The organism is Pectobacterium parvum (assembly GCF_020971565.1).
GTDB classification, from domain to species: domain Bacteria; phylum Pseudomonadota; class Gammaproteobacteria; order Enterobacterales; family Enterobacteriaceae; genus Pectobacterium; species Pectobacterium polare.
This window is the reverse complement of record NZ_CP087392.1, coordinates 698,170-713,151: the sequence shown is the minus strand read 5'-3', so window position 1 is coordinate 713,151 and position 14,982 is coordinate 698,170. Positions and strand designations below refer to the sequence as shown.

Annotated in this window: 13 protein-coding genes and 4 pseudogenes; 7 read left to right on the top strand and 10 right to left on the bottom strand. The window is 50.2% G+C overall.

The features are described from left to right. Nucleotides 1–31 precede the first annotated feature (31 nt). The gene (gene kefB / locus LOZ86_RS03140) at nt 32–1,843 is read right to left on the bottom strand and encodes a glutathione-regulated potassium-efflux system protein KefB (RefSeq protein WP_039484548.1); all 1,812 of its coding nucleotides are present in this window, start codon (nt 1,841–1,843) and stop codon (nt 32–34) included. 1 nt (nt 1,844) lies between these two features. Then, nucleotides 1,845–2,396 (bottom strand): glutathione-regulated potassium-efflux system ancillary protein KefG, encoded by a 552-nt coding sequence (gene kefG, locus LOZ86_RS03135; protein ID WP_039484551.1) that lies wholly within the window; start codon nt 2,394–2,396, stop codon nt 1,845–1,847. Nucleotides 2,397–2,521: 125 nt separating this feature from the next. Here kefG and LOZ86_RS03130 point away from each other — a divergent pair, with 125 nt between their 5' ends. Further along, nucleotides 2,522–4,435 carry an ABC transporter ATP-binding protein gene (locus LOZ86_RS03130; RefSeq protein ID WP_039484553.1) on the top strand — a complete coding sequence of 638 codons (1,914 nt, stop codon included), beginning with the start codon at nt 2,522–2,524 and terminating at the stop codon, nt 4,433–4,435. Between the two features lie 25 nt (nt 4,436–4,460). On the opposite strand, the gene LOZ86_RS03125 is transcribed toward LOZ86_RS03130, so the two are convergent. Further along, nucleotides 4,461–5,063: a LysE family translocator gene (locus tag LOZ86_RS03125; RefSeq protein WP_039484556.1), complete on the bottom strand. Its 603-nt coding sequence runs from the start codon at nt 5,061–5,063 to the stop codon at nt 4,461–4,463. Nucleotides 5,064–5,169: 106 nt separating this feature from the next. On the opposite strand from LOZ86_RS03125, the gene LOZ86_RS03120 reads away from it, so the two are divergent. From LOZ86_RS03120 to LOZ86_RS03110, 3 genes are all read left to right on the top strand, one after another. Next, the gene (locus LOZ86_RS03120) at nt 5,170–6,210 is read left to right on the top strand and encodes a hydrolase (protein WP_111778909.1); all 1,041 of its coding nucleotides are present in this window, start codon (nt 5,170–5,172) and stop codon (nt 6,208–6,210) included. After that, nucleotides 6,207–6,443 carry a YheU family protein gene (locus tag LOZ86_RS03115; RefSeq protein WP_039484561.1) on the top strand — a complete coding sequence of 79 codons (237 nt, stop codon included), beginning with the start codon at nt 6,207–6,209 and terminating at the stop codon, nt 6,441–6,443. Before LOZ86_RS03120 ends, LOZ86_RS03115 begins: the two co-directional genes overlap by 4 nt. A gap of 124 nt (nt 6,444–6,567) precedes the next feature. After that, the gene (locus LOZ86_RS03110; protein WP_230242837.1) at nt 6,568–7,437 is read left to right on the top strand and encodes a phosphoribulokinase; all 870 of its coding nucleotides are present in this window, start codon (nt 6,568–6,570) and stop codon (nt 7,435–7,437) included. Between the two features lie 113 nt (nt 7,438–7,550). Here LOZ86_RS03110 and LOZ86_RS03105 read toward each other — a convergent pair whose 3' ends face one another. Then, nucleotides 7,551–7,958 carry an OsmC family protein gene (locus LOZ86_RS03105; RefSeq protein WP_039484565.1) on the bottom strand — a complete coding sequence of 136 codons (408 nt, stop codon included), beginning with the start codon at nt 7,956–7,958 and terminating at the stop codon, nt 7,551–7,553. A 374-nt stretch (nt 7,959–8,332) separates the two neighbouring features. Here LOZ86_RS03105 and crp point away from each other — a divergent pair, with 374 nt between their 5' ends. Continuing rightward, on the top strand, nt 8,333–8,965 hold the full coding sequence (gene crp / locus LOZ86_RS03100) for a cAMP-activated global transcriptional regulator CRP (protein ID WP_005969523.1): 633 nt from the start codon (nt 8,333–8,335) through the stop codon (nt 8,963–8,965). A gap of 157 nt (nt 8,966–9,122) precedes the next feature. Here the strand turns inward: crp and argD are convergent, their stop codons facing one another. Together argD and LOZ86_RS03090 are read right to left on the bottom strand one after the other, a co-directional pair. Beyond that, complete coding sequence (gene argD / locus LOZ86_RS03095; protein ID WP_039484568.1) at nt 9,123–10,349, bottom strand: bifunctional acetylornithine/succinyldiaminopimelate transaminase; 1,227 nt, start codon at nt 10,347–10,349, stop codon at nt 9,123–9,125. A 119-nt stretch (nt 10,350–10,468) separates the two neighbouring features. Continuing rightward, nucleotides 10,469–11,044 (bottom strand): aminodeoxychorismate synthase component II, encoded by a 576-nt coding sequence (locus LOZ86_RS03090; protein WP_014916837.1) that lies wholly within the window; start codon nt 11,042–11,044, stop codon nt 10,469–10,471. Between the two features lie 1,314 nt (nt 11,045–12,358). Between LOZ86_RS03090 and LOZ86_RS03085 the strand changes: the two are divergent. Next, nucleotides 12,359–12,439, top strand: a pseudogene (locus LOZ86_RS03085) (IS1 family transposase); the annotation flags it as partial. 445 nt (nt 12,440–12,884) lie between these two features. On the opposite strand, the pseudogene LOZ86_RS03080 reads toward LOZ86_RS03085, so the two are convergent. Further along, nucleotides 12,885–13,097 (bottom strand): annotated as a pseudogene (locus tag LOZ86_RS03080) (helix-turn-helix domain-containing protein); the annotation flags it as partial. A 15-nt stretch (nt 13,098–13,112) separates the two neighbouring features. On the opposite strand from LOZ86_RS03080, the pseudogene LOZ86_RS03075 reads away from it, so the two are divergent. Then, nucleotides 13,113–13,391 (top strand): annotated as a pseudogene (locus tag LOZ86_RS03075) (Tn3 family transposase); the annotation flags it as partial. A 35-nt stretch (nt 13,392–13,426) separates the two neighbouring features. On the opposite strand, the pseudogene LOZ86_RS03070 reads toward LOZ86_RS03075, so the two are convergent. The 3 genes and pseudogenes from LOZ86_RS03070 to LOZ86_RS03060 all read right to left on the bottom strand — a co-directional run. Further along, nucleotides 13,427–13,525, bottom strand: a pseudogene (locus tag LOZ86_RS03070) (IS6 family transposase); the annotation flags it as partial. Nucleotides 13,526–13,603: 78 nt separating this feature from the next. Next, nucleotides 13,604–13,879 (bottom strand): type II toxin-antitoxin system RelE/ParE family toxin, encoded by a 276-nt coding sequence (locus LOZ86_RS03065; RefSeq protein ID WP_039484573.1) that lies wholly within the window; start codon nt 13,877–13,879, stop codon nt 13,604–13,606. Next, complete coding sequence (locus LOZ86_RS03060) at nt 13,879–14,157, bottom strand: CopG family ribbon-helix-helix protein (RefSeq protein WP_039484576.1); 279 nt, start codon at nt 14,155–14,157, stop codon at nt 13,879–13,881. Before LOZ86_RS03060 ends, LOZ86_RS03065 begins: the two co-directional genes overlap by 1 nt. Nucleotides 14,158–14,982: the final 825 nt, after the last annotated feature.

Genomic DNA, 14,982 nt, shown 5'->3' with positions numbered 1-14,982 from the left:
TGTAAAGAACTCCAATAGGCGTTATTGGTTCTTACTCGTCGTCCTCATCCCACACACTCGGCCGACGTCGCTCGCGCAGCATTTCTCGCTGGAAAATATCCTCCAGCTCACGGCGAGCCTCTTTCACACGGGAGATTTGCGCGACATCCCCCGTCAGTTGCGGCATCAACTCACGTAGCATGCGCATATCCAGACGGCGGAAGTGCTGTTGCGCGCGCATCGCCTGATGCGGGTGCATGCCCAGCGTCACCAGTGTTTTTCGCCCCAGTTCCAGCGCACTGGAAAAGGTTTCGCGCGAGAAATGTCTTACGCCCGTCTGTAACAGCTCATGGGCTTCAACACGCCCGCGTGCCCGTGCCAGAATCTCCAGATTTGGAAAGTGTTGCTGACAGAGATGCACAATCTCCATCGTATCTTCCGGCGCATTACAGGTGATCACAATGGAGCGCGCTTTATCCGCGCCCGCCGAGCGCAGCAGTTCCAGTTCCGTGGCATCGCCATAATAAACCTTATAACCATAGCTGCGCATCAAGCTCACGGCGCTGATATCACGCTCCAGAACCGTAATCCGCATTTTGTTCGCCATTAATAAGCGAGCAATCACCTGTCCGAAACGCCCGAAGCCCACCACGATCACTTGCGGTTCGTCATCCTCGACATACGGTTTCTCATCCGGCACATCCTGCACGTTATAGCGACGTACCAGAATGCGGTCGATTAACTGCATCAGCAGCGGCGTCGTCATCATGGATAGCGTCACCGTCACCAACAACAGCGGCAGTTGCTCACCTTTCAAAACGTTGAATGAAGCCGCAGCAGAAAACAGGACGAAGGCGAACTCACCGCCCTGACTCAGCACCCCGGCAAACTGCAAACGCTCGGATCGGCGCATACGATTAATTCGCGCAAGGAAATACAGCACAGCCGCTTTCACGGCCACCAGCACCAGCACCGCAAACATAATCTTCACGATATGGGTGTAGAGGATCCCGAGATTCAGCGCCATTCCTACAGAGATAAAGAACAACCCAAGCAGCAAGCCTTTGAACGGCTCAATGGCAATTTCTAATTCATGCCGATATTCGCTTTCCGCCAGCAGAATACCGGCGATAAAGGTGCCTAATGCCATAGAAAGCCCTAACGCTTCCATAAACAGCGCAGAGCCGAGCACCAGCAACAGCGCGGCGGCGGTGAATACTTCGCGCACGCCAGATGCCGCAATAAAGCGGAACAGCGGACGCACCAAATAGCGACCACCGATTAGCATGCCGAGAAACGCAGCAACCTTCAGCCCAATCCGTTCCCAATCGCCGAAATCACCCTGCACACCGGCCAGAATCGGGATCAGCGCCAGCGCAGGAATAACGGCCAAATCCTGAAACAGTAGAACGGAGAAACCTAGTTGCCCCGACTCATTACGGTTCATGCCCTTTTCGCGCATCAGCTGCAGCGCCATGGCCGTTGACGACATCGCCAACCCCACGCCGCCAATCAGTGCGGACTGCCACGAGAAATCCGTCAAATACAGGCCTCCGCCTAAAATCAGCGCACTCAGTCCGACCTGAGCCGCCCCAACGCCAAAGATCGAGCGGCGCAGCGTCCAGAGCTTGGAGGGATTCAACTCCAGACCGATGATGAACATCAGAAAAACGACACCCAGCTCCGAGAAGTGCAGAATGGCTTCCACATCACGGATAAAGCCAAGCCCCCAAGGGCCAATGGCGATCCCAGCGATCAAATAGCCCAATACGGCGCCAATCCCTATTCGGGCAGCGATCGGTACGGCGACTACCGACACAAACAAAAACAAGACTCCGGCGGTCAGGAGCGAAGAACTCTCCATACTAGCGTTCCTCTTTAGGTAAAGGGGAGGATAGCCATTCACCGTAAGCTTTGGCTTGACTCAACAACACATCGGGCTGTAACCGACGCGCCCAGTAAATAATCATGGGATGCATCCAATGCATACGGCACATTTCCGCCGTCAGCTCAAACGGGCGTAGCAAATCGTCCATCGGGTAGCGATTGCTCCCATCAGCGTGGTAGGCATCTTCCGGCTCACCGGTCGTAATCACCGAGCGCCAGTATTTCCCCGCCAGCGCATTCCCGCCAATCCCATTAGCAAAGCCGCGAGATAACACCCTATCGAGCCACTCTTTCAGCAGCGCCGGACAGCTGTAGGTATAAAACGGATGTTGGAAAACAATGACCTGATGCTCACGCAGCAGCTGTTGTTCATGATGAATATCGATAAAAAAGTCAGGATAGTGTGCGTACAGATCGTGCACGGTTACATTCGCCAACTGCTGCGCCGGTTGCAATAAAATCCGGTTCGCTACCGAGTCCTGTGGTTCCGGATGGGCATACAGCAGCAAAATCTTCGGTGGCTGCGACATCATTCCCCTCCAAAGCGTCGTCATAATAATCGTTTTCCGTTACCATGCAGCGCAACGACTAAAAACGGGACACCGCGTGTCCTGATATGTCCATAATTTAACATACTCTGAACATACGGCGCTTTATGATTGTTTTCTCTTCGCTGCAAATTCGACGTGGTGTACGCGTTCTGATCGATAACGCGACAGCAACGGTTAATCCTGGCCAAAAAGTCGGTCTGGTTGGCAAAAACGGCTGTGGTAAATCTACGCTGCTGTCATTACTGAAAGGCGAAATCAGCGCCGACGGTGGCACCGCAACCTTCCCGCAAAACTGGTCACTGGCCTGGGTCAATCAGGAAACGCCTGCGTTGGATAAACCCGCGCTGGACTACGTGATTGACGGCGACCGAGAGTTTCGCCAGTTGGAAGCCGCGTTGCAGACCGCCAACGAAGAAAACGATGGCAACGCCATTGCCACGCTGCACGGCAAGCTGGATGCGATTCAGGCCTGGACGATTCAGGCCAGAGCATCAAGCCTACTCAATGGGCTAGGATTTTCTCAGCCACAGTTGCAACAACCCGTCAGCGCCTTTTCCGGCGGCTGGAGGATGCGTTTGAATCTGGCACAGGCGCTGATCTGTCGTTCAGACCTGCTGTTACTGGATGAACCGACCAACCACCTCGATCTGGATGCGGTTATCTGGCTGGAAAAGTGGCTGAAAAACTACGCCGGCACGCTGGTCCTGATCTCGCACGATCGCGATTTCCTCGATCCGGTAGTGACCAAGATTCTGCACATCGAGCAGCAGTCGCTCAATGAGTACACGGGTAACTACTCCTCGTTTGAACGCCAGCGCGCCACCCGTCTTGCACAGCAGCAATCGCTCTATGAACATCAGCAGGAGCGCGTCGCGCATCTGCAACACTACATCGACCGTTTCCGCGCACAAGCAACCAAAGCCAAGCAGGCGCAAAGCCGGATAAAAATGCTGGAACGCATGGAAATGATTGCACCAGCGCATGTCGATAACCCTTTCCGCTTCAGCTTTCGCGCCCCGGAGTCGTTACCCAATCCACTGATGAAGATGGAAAAGGTCAGCGCAGGCTATAACGACAAGCTGATTCTGGAATCCATCAAACTCAATTTAGTGCCGGGTTCTCGCATCGGGCTGCTCGGCCATAACGGAGCGGGTAAGTCCACGCTGATCAAACTGCTTGCTGGCACGCTCGCCCCACTGAAAGGGGAAATTGGGCTGGCGAAAGGTGTGAAGCTCGGTTATTTCGCCCAGCACCAGTTAGAGTTTCTACGTGCGGACGAATCGCCATTACAGCATTTGGTGCGTCTGGCAGAGCGGGAAACGGAACAGCAGCTGCGCGACTACCTCGGCGGCTTCGGTTTTCAGGGCGACAAAGTCACCGAGATCACCGAGCGCTTCTCTGGCGGCGAAAAAGCCCGTCTGGTACTGGCACTGATCGTCTGGCAGCGCCCGAATCTCCTGCTGCTCGACGAACCAACCAACCACCTCGATCTGGATATGCGTCAGGCGTTGACCGAAGCATTAATCGATTTTGAAGGTGCACTGGTTGTCGTCTCGCACGATCGACACCTGATCCGTTCTACTACGGACGATCTCTATCTGGTACACGACCAAAAAGTAGAACCGTTCGACGGCGATTTGGAAGACTACCAGCAGTGGCTGGTCGGCCTGCAACGTCAGGAAAATGCGGCCGATGAAACGCCAAAAGAGAATATCGCCAACAGCGCACAGGGCAGAAAAGATCAGAAACGCCGCGAAGCCGAATTGAGAACACAAACGCAACCGCTGCGCAAACAGATAACCAAGCTTGAGCAGCAGATGGAAAAGCTGGGGGAAACGCTGGCAACGCTGGAAGCCCGACTGGCGGACAGTGCCATCTACGACATCAGCCGTAAAGCCGAACTCACCGACTGCCTGCAACAGCAAACCAAAGTCAAAATCGAGCTGGAAGAAACGGAGCTATCCTGGCTGGACGCGCAGGAACAGCTAGAGCAGATGATGCAGAGCGACTCGTTTTGATATTAGTTGCCTGAAAAGCGTCGCCTTAATGCCAAATCAACAGCACGCAGGCGGCGGTCAGCAAGCCCATTGACACATTAAAGATAATCCACGCTTTTTTACTGCGCAGTAGTCGTCCAATCATCGTGCCGAATCCGAGCCAGATGACACCGGACACCAGATTGACCAGCACAATCCCGATGCTTATCGCGATCACTGACTGGTTATAGCCTTCCCCCGCCAGACTAAAGCTGGCAACCGCGCCCAGCGCCATGAGCCACGCTTTCGGGTTCAGGAATTGCAGCAACCACCCTTGATAAAGCCGGATCGGCTTGGGCGGTGCAACGGACGTTTCCAGACGTTCGTAAGCCGCCGTGGCGATTTTCCACGCCAGCCAGAGCAGATAGGCACTGCCGAGGACTTTCAAGATAAAATGCAGCGAAGGGTAAATCAGAATCAAACCACCGACACCGAATGCCACCAGCAGCAAAATGCTCTGCATGCCCAGCATGATGCCGACCATCAGCCACAGTGAACGCATAAAGCCAAAATTCGCGCCCGAGGTGGTCAACAGCATATTGTTAGGCCCCGGTGTGATGGCCGCTACCCACAAAAACCCCAACATCGAAAGAAATAAACTCAGTTCCATTATTTGTAGGCGCTCCTGACCCAAATGTCGTACCAACTGGCAGCATTGAAGCTAACAGTGTGATATTGATCGTACAAGAGCCGACAACAAGATTTATCTATCCTTTATGTATGACCATTTCCGTCCGCTGAGCGGCGCGCATAATCCACATCTGCAAACGCTATTACCGCGTCTGATCCGCCGCCATGCGCAATTCTCGCCAGTCTGGCAGTCACTGGAATTACCGGATGGCGATTTCGTCGATCTGGCCTGGAGCGAAGCCCCTGAACAGGCGCGGCACAAACCGCGCGTGGTGCTGTTCCACGGGCTGGAAGGCAGCTTTCATAGCCCTTACGCTCACGGCCTGCTACATGCCTGTAAGCAGCGCGGCTGGCTGGCAGTCATCATGCATTTCCGCGGATGCAGCGGCAAACCCAACCGGATGAAGCGTATTTATCACTCCGGCGAAACCAGCGATGCCAGCTATTTCCTGCGCTGGATGCAGGAGACGCTGGGCGATACACCTACGGCTGCCATCGGCGTGTCTCTCGGCGGTAACATGCTAGCCTACCTGCTCGCGCAGCAAGGCGAAGCCTGTTCCCTGTCAGCGGCCGTCATTGTTTCTGCACCACTGATGCTCGAACCTTGTAGCCGTCGGATGGAACAAGGCTTCTCTCGCGTCTATCAGCATTACCTACTGCGCCTGTTGAAACAAAACGCCAGTCGCAAGCTGGCGGCTTACCCGGACACGCTACCGATTCAGTTGCCGCAGTTGAAGCGAATCCGACAGCTGCGAGAGTTTGATGACGTCATTACCTCACGTATCCACGGCTTCCGCGATGCGGCCGACTACTATCGACGCTGTAGCGCTCTGCCACTGTTGCCTCAGATACGAAAACCGCTGCTCATCATCCATGCGAAGGACGATCCTTTCATGACATCAGAGGTGATTCCCGATCTGTCTCAGTTACCGTCTAATATTGAGTATCAGCTAACGGAACATGGCGGGCATGTTGGCTTCGTCGGTGGAACGTTGCTGAAACCGGAAATGTGGCTGGAACAGCGCATTCCCAACTGGCTTAGCCCATTTTTGGACCAGGCCAGCGACTCTTTTTCTTCAGGAGCCGTTTTTACTCAGAAACCCTTTGAATCAGGAAACATAGCGTGATTATTCCCTGGCAACAGCTCGACCCAGAAACGCTGGATAGCATCATCGAATCTTTCGTTCTGCGGGAAGGCACCGATTACGGCGAACAGGAGCGTTCGCTGGCGCAGAAAGTGGAAGATATCCGCGGCCAACTCCAATCTGGCGAGGTGGTGTTGGTGTGGTCTGAGTTACATGAAACCCTCAATATCATGCCGCGTAATCAGCTCAATTCCGGAGGACATGCCCCTTATTGAGCACGCCGAAAGTCGTGAAAGAACGCGCCAAACATGCTAACAATGATGATAATTACGTCTTTTTTGAGGATGCGCGCAGGCCTTCGGTCTATGCGGGCATCGCGATCACGGAGTCACGCACTTTATGTCACATCAACATCCGATTATTGCGGTTACCGGCTCCAGCGGAGCGGGAACCACGACAACCAGTCTGGCCTTCCGTAAGATTTTCCAGCAGTTTGATCTGCGCGCAGCCCAGTTGGAAGGCGATAGCTTTCACCGCTATACCCGCCCGGAAATGGATATGGCAATTCGTAAAGCGCGTGATTCAGGACGCCACATCAGCTACTTCGGCCCAGAAGCGAATGATTTCAGCCTGCTGGAACAGTCGTTTATTGAATATGGCCTGCACGGGCGTGGCCAGACGCGTAAATACCTTCATACCTACGATGAAGCCATTCCCTATAATCAGGTTCCTGGGACGTTCACGCCGTGGGAGCCGATGCCAGAACCCACCGATATCCTGTTCTATGAAGGATTGCACAGCGGCGTGGTCACCGAGCAAAACGACGTGGCACAGCATGTCGATTTGCTCGTCGGCGTGGTGCCGATCGTCAACCTGGAATGGATTCAAAAGCTGATTCGTGACGTTAATGAGCGCGGCCACTCGCGTGAAGCGGTGATGGATTCCGTCGTCCGCTCAATGGAAGACTACATCACCTATATCACGCCACAGTTCTCTCGCACACACATCAACTTCCAGCGCGTGCCCACCGTGGACACCTCCAACCCGTTCGCCGCCAAATCGATTCCCTCATTGGACGAAAGCTTCGTCGTGATTCATTTTCAGGGGTTGGATAATATTGATTACCCCTATCTGCTCGCTATGTTGCAGGGTTCCTTTATCTCCCACATCAACACGCTGGTCGTTACCGGTGGGAAGATGGGATTGGCGATGGAATTAATCATGGCACCGCTGGTGCAGCGGTTAATTGAAGGGAAAACGATCGAATAAGCATCGAGATACACGGGGCGACCACAGGGGTGAGGCCTCCCTACGGGAACCACCCCCTGTGTTTCCCCTAATAACAGGCTTAAGTGACCAGAATTAGTGCCCAGAGACAGGGATTATGCCAGCACTCTAATTTCGTGGCTGTGCGTCACCTCAACGGCTTTGCCCAGCATCAATGCTACTGAGCAGTATTTTTCTGCCGACAGTGCGACGGCTCGCTCGACAACTTTGTCGGTCAATCCTTTTCCCGTCACGATAAAATGCAGATTGATATGGGTGAATAAACGCGGCGCTTCTGACCGACGTTCTGACGTTAATTTCACTTCACAATCCGCTACATCGTTGCGGCTTTTTTGCAGAATCGACACCACATCAATCGCGCTGCATCCCCCTACGGACATCAACACCATTTCCATCGGACTCGGCGCTTTATCACCGGAATTGCCGTCCATCAATATCTGATGTCCTGATGCGGATTCGCCCAAAAACGTTAAGCCTTCAACCCATTTTACCCGTGCCTGCATGATGCCTCTCCACTAAAAATTTTTTGAAAATTTATACCGTTACTGTACAAAAACCAGCGTTAATCAGCGCTTTGTCATGCTGAAGCGAGACAACACAAGACACGTCCTTAAAGCTGTGTTAAAACGAAAATAGAATAGACCTTTTCTGGACAAACCCAGAAACGAAGAAGATGATGACCTGGCCAGACATACCCAGCCATTTTTACGGTGCGGCAAGGCAGCAACCGGAAAATAAAGGGTACAGAGGTTTCAGTATATTCCCTGACGTCATTCTGCCTAGACTGAATTTTATTTTTTTAGCAGTTAAACACGCCGTACAGGGAACTCTGACCCCTGTAATTTGCGCAGTGAATTACAACAGAGGATGATAGCGAATGGTTCTCGGCAAACCGCAAACAGATCCAACTCTCGAATGGTTCCTTTCCCATTGTCATATCCACAAGTATCCATCGAAGAGCACGCTGATTCACCAAGGTGAAAAAGCAGAAACGCTTTACTACATCGTGAAAGGCTCTGTCGCAGTGCTAATCAAAGATGAAGAAGGCAAGGAAATGATTCTCTCCTACCTCAATCAGGGCGATTTTATCGGCGAGCTCGGCCTGTTTGAAGAAGGTCAGGAACGCAGCGCCTGGGTTCGGGCAAAAACCGCCTGTGAAGTGGCTGAAATTTCCTATAAAAAATTCCGCCAACTCATCCAGGTTAACCCGGATATCCTCATGCGTCTGTCTGCACAAATGGCAAACAGACTTCAGGTTACCTCTGAAAAAGTCGGCAACCTCGCCTTCCTTGATGTGACTGGCCGTATTGCCCAAACCCTACTCAACCTGGCCAAACAACCTGATGCCATGACACATCCAGATGGCATGCAAATAAAAATTACCCGTCAGGAAATTGGGCAAATCGTTGGCTGCTCGCGTGAAACCGTGGGCCGCATTCTGAAAATGTTAGAAGACCAGAACCTGATCTCTGCACACGGTAAAACGATTGTCGTTTACGGCACTCGCTAAACCCCTGTCGCGGTACCCTACCAATAAAAAAAGCGTGAAGCCTTGGCCTCACGCTTTTTTTATGGCGAGCTTCCTGCTCGCCACCCTGCGGGTCGTCGCAAGCGACGTTGAAAAACGTTCCCTACGTTTTTTTATGGCTGATCTTTTGAGAGCATAATCAGTTTGCTGCGTTAACGACCTGCGCGACGGCTTTAGCGAATTTCGCCATCCCCTGCGCAATATCCTCTTCATCAATAATCAAAGATGGTACGAAGCGGATTACGTTCGGCCCAGCCATCAGCACCATAAGCCCCTGAGACGTTGCCGCAGCCAGAAACTCGCCCGCGCGACCATGCCATTGCGGTTTCAGTTCGGCACCCAGCAGCAGCCCCATACCGCGAACCTGCTCGAATATTCCGCACTGCTGATTGATTTTCTCAAGCTCACTAACAAAGCGATCGTGGCGATCCGCCACACCTGATAGCACTTCTGGTGTGTTAATAATATCCAGCGCAGCTTCCGCCACCGCACAGGCCAGCGGGTTGCCGCCATAAGTGGTGCCGTGTACCCCAACCGTCATGGCCGATGCGATCTCTTCCGTCGTCAGCATCGCGCTAATCGGGAAACCACCGCCCAATGCTTTAGCCGTTGTGAGGATATCTGGCGTAATGCCGTAGTGCATGTAGCTGAATAGTTTGCCAGTGCGCCCCATTCCGCTCTGCACTTCATCAAACACCAGCAGCGCCTTGTGCTGATCGCACAGATCGCGAACGCCTTGTAAAAACTCAGGCGTAGCGGGCGTAATCCCCCCTTCCCCCTGAATCGGCTCCAGTACAACCGCACAGGTGTGATCGTCCATCACCGCTTTAACAGCAGCCAGATCGTTGAAGGGAACATGAACAATATCGGCAGGCTTAGGCCCGAAACCGTCGGCATATTTAGGCTGTCCGCCGACCGAGACGGTGAACAGCGTCCGACCATGGAATGCATTGTAGAAGGCGATGATCTTGGTTTTATACGGACTATGGCGTTTAATCCCATAGTGACGTGCCAGCTTAAAGGCAGCTTCGTTAGCCTCAGCACCGGAGTTAACAAAGAACACGCGGTCGGCAAAAGTAGCATCAATCAATTTGCTGGCGAGGCGTAGCGCAGGCTCATTAGTGAAAATATTGCTGGTGTGCCACAGCGTTTCACCCTGCTGCTGCAACGCGTTCACCAATGCAGGATGGCAGTGACCCAGCGCCGTGACCGCAATACCACCGGAGAAATCGATATACTCGCGGCCGTCCTGATCCCAGACGCGGCTCCCTTTACCTTTCACGGGTACAAACTTCGCGGGTGCATAAACTGGCAAAATCACTTTATCATGAGTATCCCGTGTCACTGCTTTCTGCTCTGCTGCCATTTGCTGCCTCACTCTGCTGTCCATCATATCTAAATGAAAATATAGTCAACAAATATGCATAAAAAATCAATTACAGGCAATATTAAATCGGCTACTGAGGAGAATAACTTTCTATATCACTAAATTTTAAGGAAATTATCCAAAAGCTGATGCCCCTGCTGGCTAAGAATGCTCTCTGGGTGAAACTGCACCCCTTCCAGTGGCAATGCGCGATGGCGGATCCCCATAATCTCATCACGCTTTCCTTCATGTTCGCTCCAGGCCGTGACCTCAAAGCAATCGGGTAGCGAGGCGGAATCAATAATGAGTGAATGATAACGGGTGACCGTCAAAGGCTGAGCCAACCCCGTGAAAACCCCCGTATCGCTATGCGCAATCGCTGAGGTTTTCCCGTGCATGACCTGCCGTGCCCGCACCACGCGCGCGCCGAACGCCTGCCCCATCGCCTGATGGCCAAGACACACGCCCAGAATAGGCAATTTATCAGCAAAGTGACGAATGGCAGCCAGTGAAATGCCCGCCTCGTCCGGCGTACAAGGGCCAGGTGAAATAACCAACCGCTCAGGCGCAAGCTGTTCAATCTCACGCAGCGTCAGTTCATCATTACGCTTCACCACAACCTGCGCGCCAAGCTCACAAAAGTATTGGTAAAGGTTGTAGGTAAAGGAGTCGTAGTTATCGATAATTAGCAGCATATTTTACTTAAGTTATTTATAAATAATGAATTTATAATTTAAATACCTTTTTGATACCCGCTGTAATACCCGCAATTTTTTTCGATACCCTCTTATTTGGGCTAAAACGGAGAAACTATTGTACCCGTCTCCAGCATGAAAAGGGTGTGTCAGATTCATGACACAGCGGTTGAGGTGCATGTCTCATGGAGATAATGGGTTCTTCGGCTGCGGTGTCACCTTCATCCGTTGACACGGAAAAAGTGACGCCGGTGCAGACGCAAATCATTGAGACGAGTAGCACAATAACGCGAACTTACGAGGATAAACACTGTTTAAGCCGCTGATGAAGTGAAATCACCACAACGATAAACGTTGCAGCTACGGCCAGTCTCCTACGGTATGGAAGCCGCTCTCTGCCTGGGTATGGTAAGCCCATGGCAATGTTGGGCTTGAAGTAAAATAGTCAAAACGAACTTGCATCACCACGCTCGCAACAGCGTTCAAGCTACTCGGTGGTATCTGCTTTCAAAGGCTGGCAAATTTACCACACGCAACTGAGCGTGTTTTTTCGGGGGCTGACGCTCAGTGGAACGAAAACTCACGCTAAGGAATTGAATGAGTCTGGATAATCGCTCACCCACTTTTATTATAAAAAACGATAAAACGGTTATTTTTTGAAGGAATTATTTGCATTATTCTGGTAGTTTTATTTAATTAATAATATTCAAAAAAAAGATATGGCGCGAAGAATTAACTCGCCCCTAGTTTATCTAATGGTTGAATCTACCCTAGATATTTTTTAATTTATATGCTATGTCATTTTGGTAGTTACGGGATATAGCGAAAATCGCAATTAGTTTAGAAGGGGTTTTATTTTGATTACTGTAGAAACAATTTATGGTGTTAAAATTACAATGAGGATTTGCGATATAATTATGATTAAAAGCCATGGGCGGTTAACTAAAATATTTATCAAAGGACATGAAAATCCGATTATTACAGACATGCAGCATGATGATTTTATATTCAGTTTTTTAATGAAAAACATAAAAGGTAATCTCAGTAGCACTATTTAGTGCCCGCGTAGGTCGTGTATTCAATCAGTTCTGGAAAATTTATCTCCAGTCGCGTGGGGACACATTCTTCTTGGCGGAAATTATTCATTTGAAGATAAAACAGCGATCTCAAATCTGGACAGTCTTCTGGAAGGCGTTGAGCCGCTGAGTGTTGAAGAAGATGCAGAATAAAGATCAAGTAAATAAATGCATGATAAGTAATGATTTTTATGTCATGAATGGGCATTTTGGAGGAAATGGGAGCGGAACCCCTAGTAAGACACTGGGATATTCAAAATCATTCGAAATGCACGATAGGATCATCGGTATTTACATCGAACGAAAGCACTACGTTTTATGCCATATCAACTTATTGAATACACAACTATTTTTTAATTTATTAACCTTCAAGCTCGGTGTGCGACAGCACATAAGCGTTTCTATTATTATTATTTTTACTTTATATAGGCTGTAGATGATAAGAATTAATTTTATGCTTATTATCAAACAAACTACAGAGGTTATTAACATGAAAAGCTTAAAGTTTATTTTACCTGCTTTAATATTATCATTTTCTTCTTTTGCAGCTGAACGTTGTGGCGAAGGGCAGATTCAAGTATGTACTCTTCTCACCGGTTGTATTTGCACAGGCGTTGGGTGATATAGCTAATACCTTAATTATTCCTCGGTACCATATTTTTATGATACCGAGGAATTTTGGAAAGGTTCACACATTTCCTTAAAATGTTTCATAAAATATTAAACATCATTTTTATCAATGATGTCAATCTATAAATAAAGATCTAATTAAGCACCTTTCCATCTTCCAGAATTTTATAAACCGTGGAGCGGACAATGTGAAGCTTACGGGCAATTTCTGTTGCCCCATTGCCTTTCCTGTGAAGCGTCAGTACGACGCTTCTGCCCACTGTGCGCCTACGGCCAAATTTGATGCCCTTCAGCTTTGCTTCCTGTCGGCCTTCATTGGTGCGTTCCAGGATTCTCCGCCGCTCTGCCTAGGCAACAGCTGAAAAAAACGATATACCGACGGTCAGGAAGATCAACTGGGAGCACTGGGGCTGGTCACTAACGCAGTGGTGCTGTGGAACACTATTTATATGCAGGCAGCCCTGGATCATCTCAGGGCACAGGGGGAAACCCTAAATGATGAAGATATTGCACGCCTCTCACCGCTTTGCCACGGACATATCAATATGCTCGGCCATTATTCCTTCACTCTGGCAGAGCTGGTGACAAAAGGACATCTGCGGCCATTAAAAGAGGCGTCAGAGGAAGAAAACATTGCTTAACGTGAGTTTTCGTTCCACTGAGCGTCAGACCCCTTTTCTTGCAGGTTGCGGTAGCTGATGCCGTATTTACAGTACCAGCGAACAGCCCACAGGATGATCTCGCATTGAAAATGCCGGCCATGGAAAGGGGTCATACGTTGTTCCTGCTGCAAAAAAGGAGTGTTCAGTTTATCATCACTGGCTATTTGCAACAGTACCTTCGAGGGTCATGTTTAGCGATCCTCTCTGGCATGCCAGATGCGCAGCACGTAGATGACGGACTTCTCAATTTCATGGCGGACCTCATACTCTCCAACCAGAAATCGTCTGATTTCCCGGGGCTCGAACTGGAATAATTGCTCCCCAAGGCGTGAATTGGTTAACAGGATGGCCGGAGCCTGAGTCAATTCTTGAACTGCTCTTGCAGCAGCAGATTTGTTAGCCAGAGCCAGAAATTCATACAAATGAGCTAAATCTGACAGTGCCTTACTTGTCCATTTAATTTCCATCAACGCGGAACCGGCAATGGTTTGTCGGTTCCAAGGCTGTCAGCCCATGCCTGCACGGCCTGGTGATCGATAACCCGTCCCGCATCCACATCTGCCAGCGCTTCCTGGGTCAGGCGGTCTCGCTCCTCTTCCTGGGCTATCCATGCGGAAAGCGCCTGCTTCATGATCCAGCCTCGTGAACGTTCAAGTCGGGCTGCAATTTGATCAACCTTATCAGCTATGGGCAATGGCACATGAGCTGTCAGCACCCTAGTTACTACCTGCGTATCGTTCTTCATTTATTTACTCCGGTTAATACTGATTTATTTTTAATCATAGTTAATCACTATGAATCAAATGTGATTGCATATATCTCCGTCTGGTAGTTTTGTTTAAGTATTTCTATACCAAACTAGTTTAATTCGGTACTGTATTAACCGATAATACCAGCCCTAATGTCATTTTCAGAAGACAACTGCACGACATGTCAGAAGTGGGATGCACTGGCTACCCACGACGGTAACTCAGGGCTAATTGAGTAGTTTCTTTCCATCAGGCCGCAGCTCTCCTGCTGGCGAAAGATGTCGGTATAATGTCTGTCGCGTGATACCCAGTTCTTTACACAAATCACCAACCCAGGTCTCTGGTTTTCCCATTGCCGCCATCATTCGGAAACAACCCCCCACGTCCGCCGGTGTATGTCTGTAGTTCTCTAGCAGAACAATCTGCCTGCTTAGATAACGGGACGATATGCTCTTCACGCATCTTCATTCTCCCAGTAGGGATTCGCCACCTCGGATCCATCCAGATCAAATTCACGCCATTCTGCTTTGCGAAGCTCAACGGTACTGACAAACAGCAGAATATTGACTTAATATGTTGATAGATATTGGTTATTTTAATTAACTCCACGTTTGATACCAGCAATGATACCCGAAAATTATGTCGATGCGCTTTTCATAGGCGAGTGCAACACAGGTTATTGTACCTGTATACGTGATTAGCAAGATGACACGAAGTTGACGTTAGCTGCATCAAGAGATACGTGGATGATAGGAGACAGAGATTCCGAATGAAATTTGAGAACAATGCGGAATCTCTGGTGTGGTTCGATATTGATTCAA

What these genes read in the sequence shown, in the direction of transcription:
- LOZ86_RS03060 (WP_039484576.1), bottom strand. Translation starts at nt 14,157, where the DNA reads ATGAAGAACGATACGCAGGTAGTAACTAGGGTGCTGACAGCTCATGTG.
- LOZ86_RS03125 (WP_039484556.1), bottom strand. Translation starts at nt 5,063, where the DNA reads ATGGAACTGAGTTTATTTCTTTCGATGTTGGGGTTTTTGTGGGTAGCG.
- LOZ86_RS03120 (WP_111778909.1), top strand. Translation starts at nt 5,170, where the DNA reads ATGTATGACCATTTCCGTCCGCTGAGCGGCGCGCATAATCCACATCTG.
- argD (WP_039484568.1), bottom strand. Translation starts at nt 10,349, where the DNA reads ATGGCAGCAGAGCAGAAAGCAGTGACACGGGATACTCATGATAAAGTG.
- LOZ86_RS03110 (WP_230242837.1), top strand. Translation starts at nt 6,568, where the DNA reads ATGTCACATCAACATCCGATTATTGCGGTTACCGGCTCCAGCGGAGCG.
- LOZ86_RS03065 (WP_039484573.1), bottom strand. Translation starts at nt 13,879, where the DNA reads ATGGAAATTAAATGGACAAGTAAGGCACTGTCAGATTTAGCTCATTTG.
- kefG (WP_039484551.1), bottom strand. Translation starts at nt 2,396, where the DNA reads ATGTCGCAGCCACCGAAGATTTTGCTGCTGTATGCCCATCCGGAACCA.
- LOZ86_RS03105 (WP_039484565.1), bottom strand. Translation starts at nt 7,958, where the DNA reads ATGCAGGCACGGGTAAAATGGGTTGAAGGCTTAACGTTTTTGGGCGAA.
- kefB (WP_039484548.1), bottom strand. Translation starts at nt 1,843, where the DNA reads ATGGAGAGTTCTTCGCTCCTGACCGCCGGAGTCTTGTTTTTGTTTGTG.
- crp (WP_005969523.1), top strand. Translation starts at nt 8,333, where the DNA reads ATGGTTCTCGGCAAACCGCAAACAGATCCAACTCTCGAATGGTTCCTT.
- LOZ86_RS03090 (WP_014916837.1), bottom strand. Translation starts at nt 11,044, where the DNA reads ATGCTGCTAATTATCGATAACTACGACTCCTTTACCTACAACCTTTAC.
- LOZ86_RS03130 (WP_039484553.1), top strand. Translation starts at nt 2,522, where the DNA reads ATGATTGTTTTCTCTTCGCTGCAAATTCGACGTGGTGTACGCGTTCTG.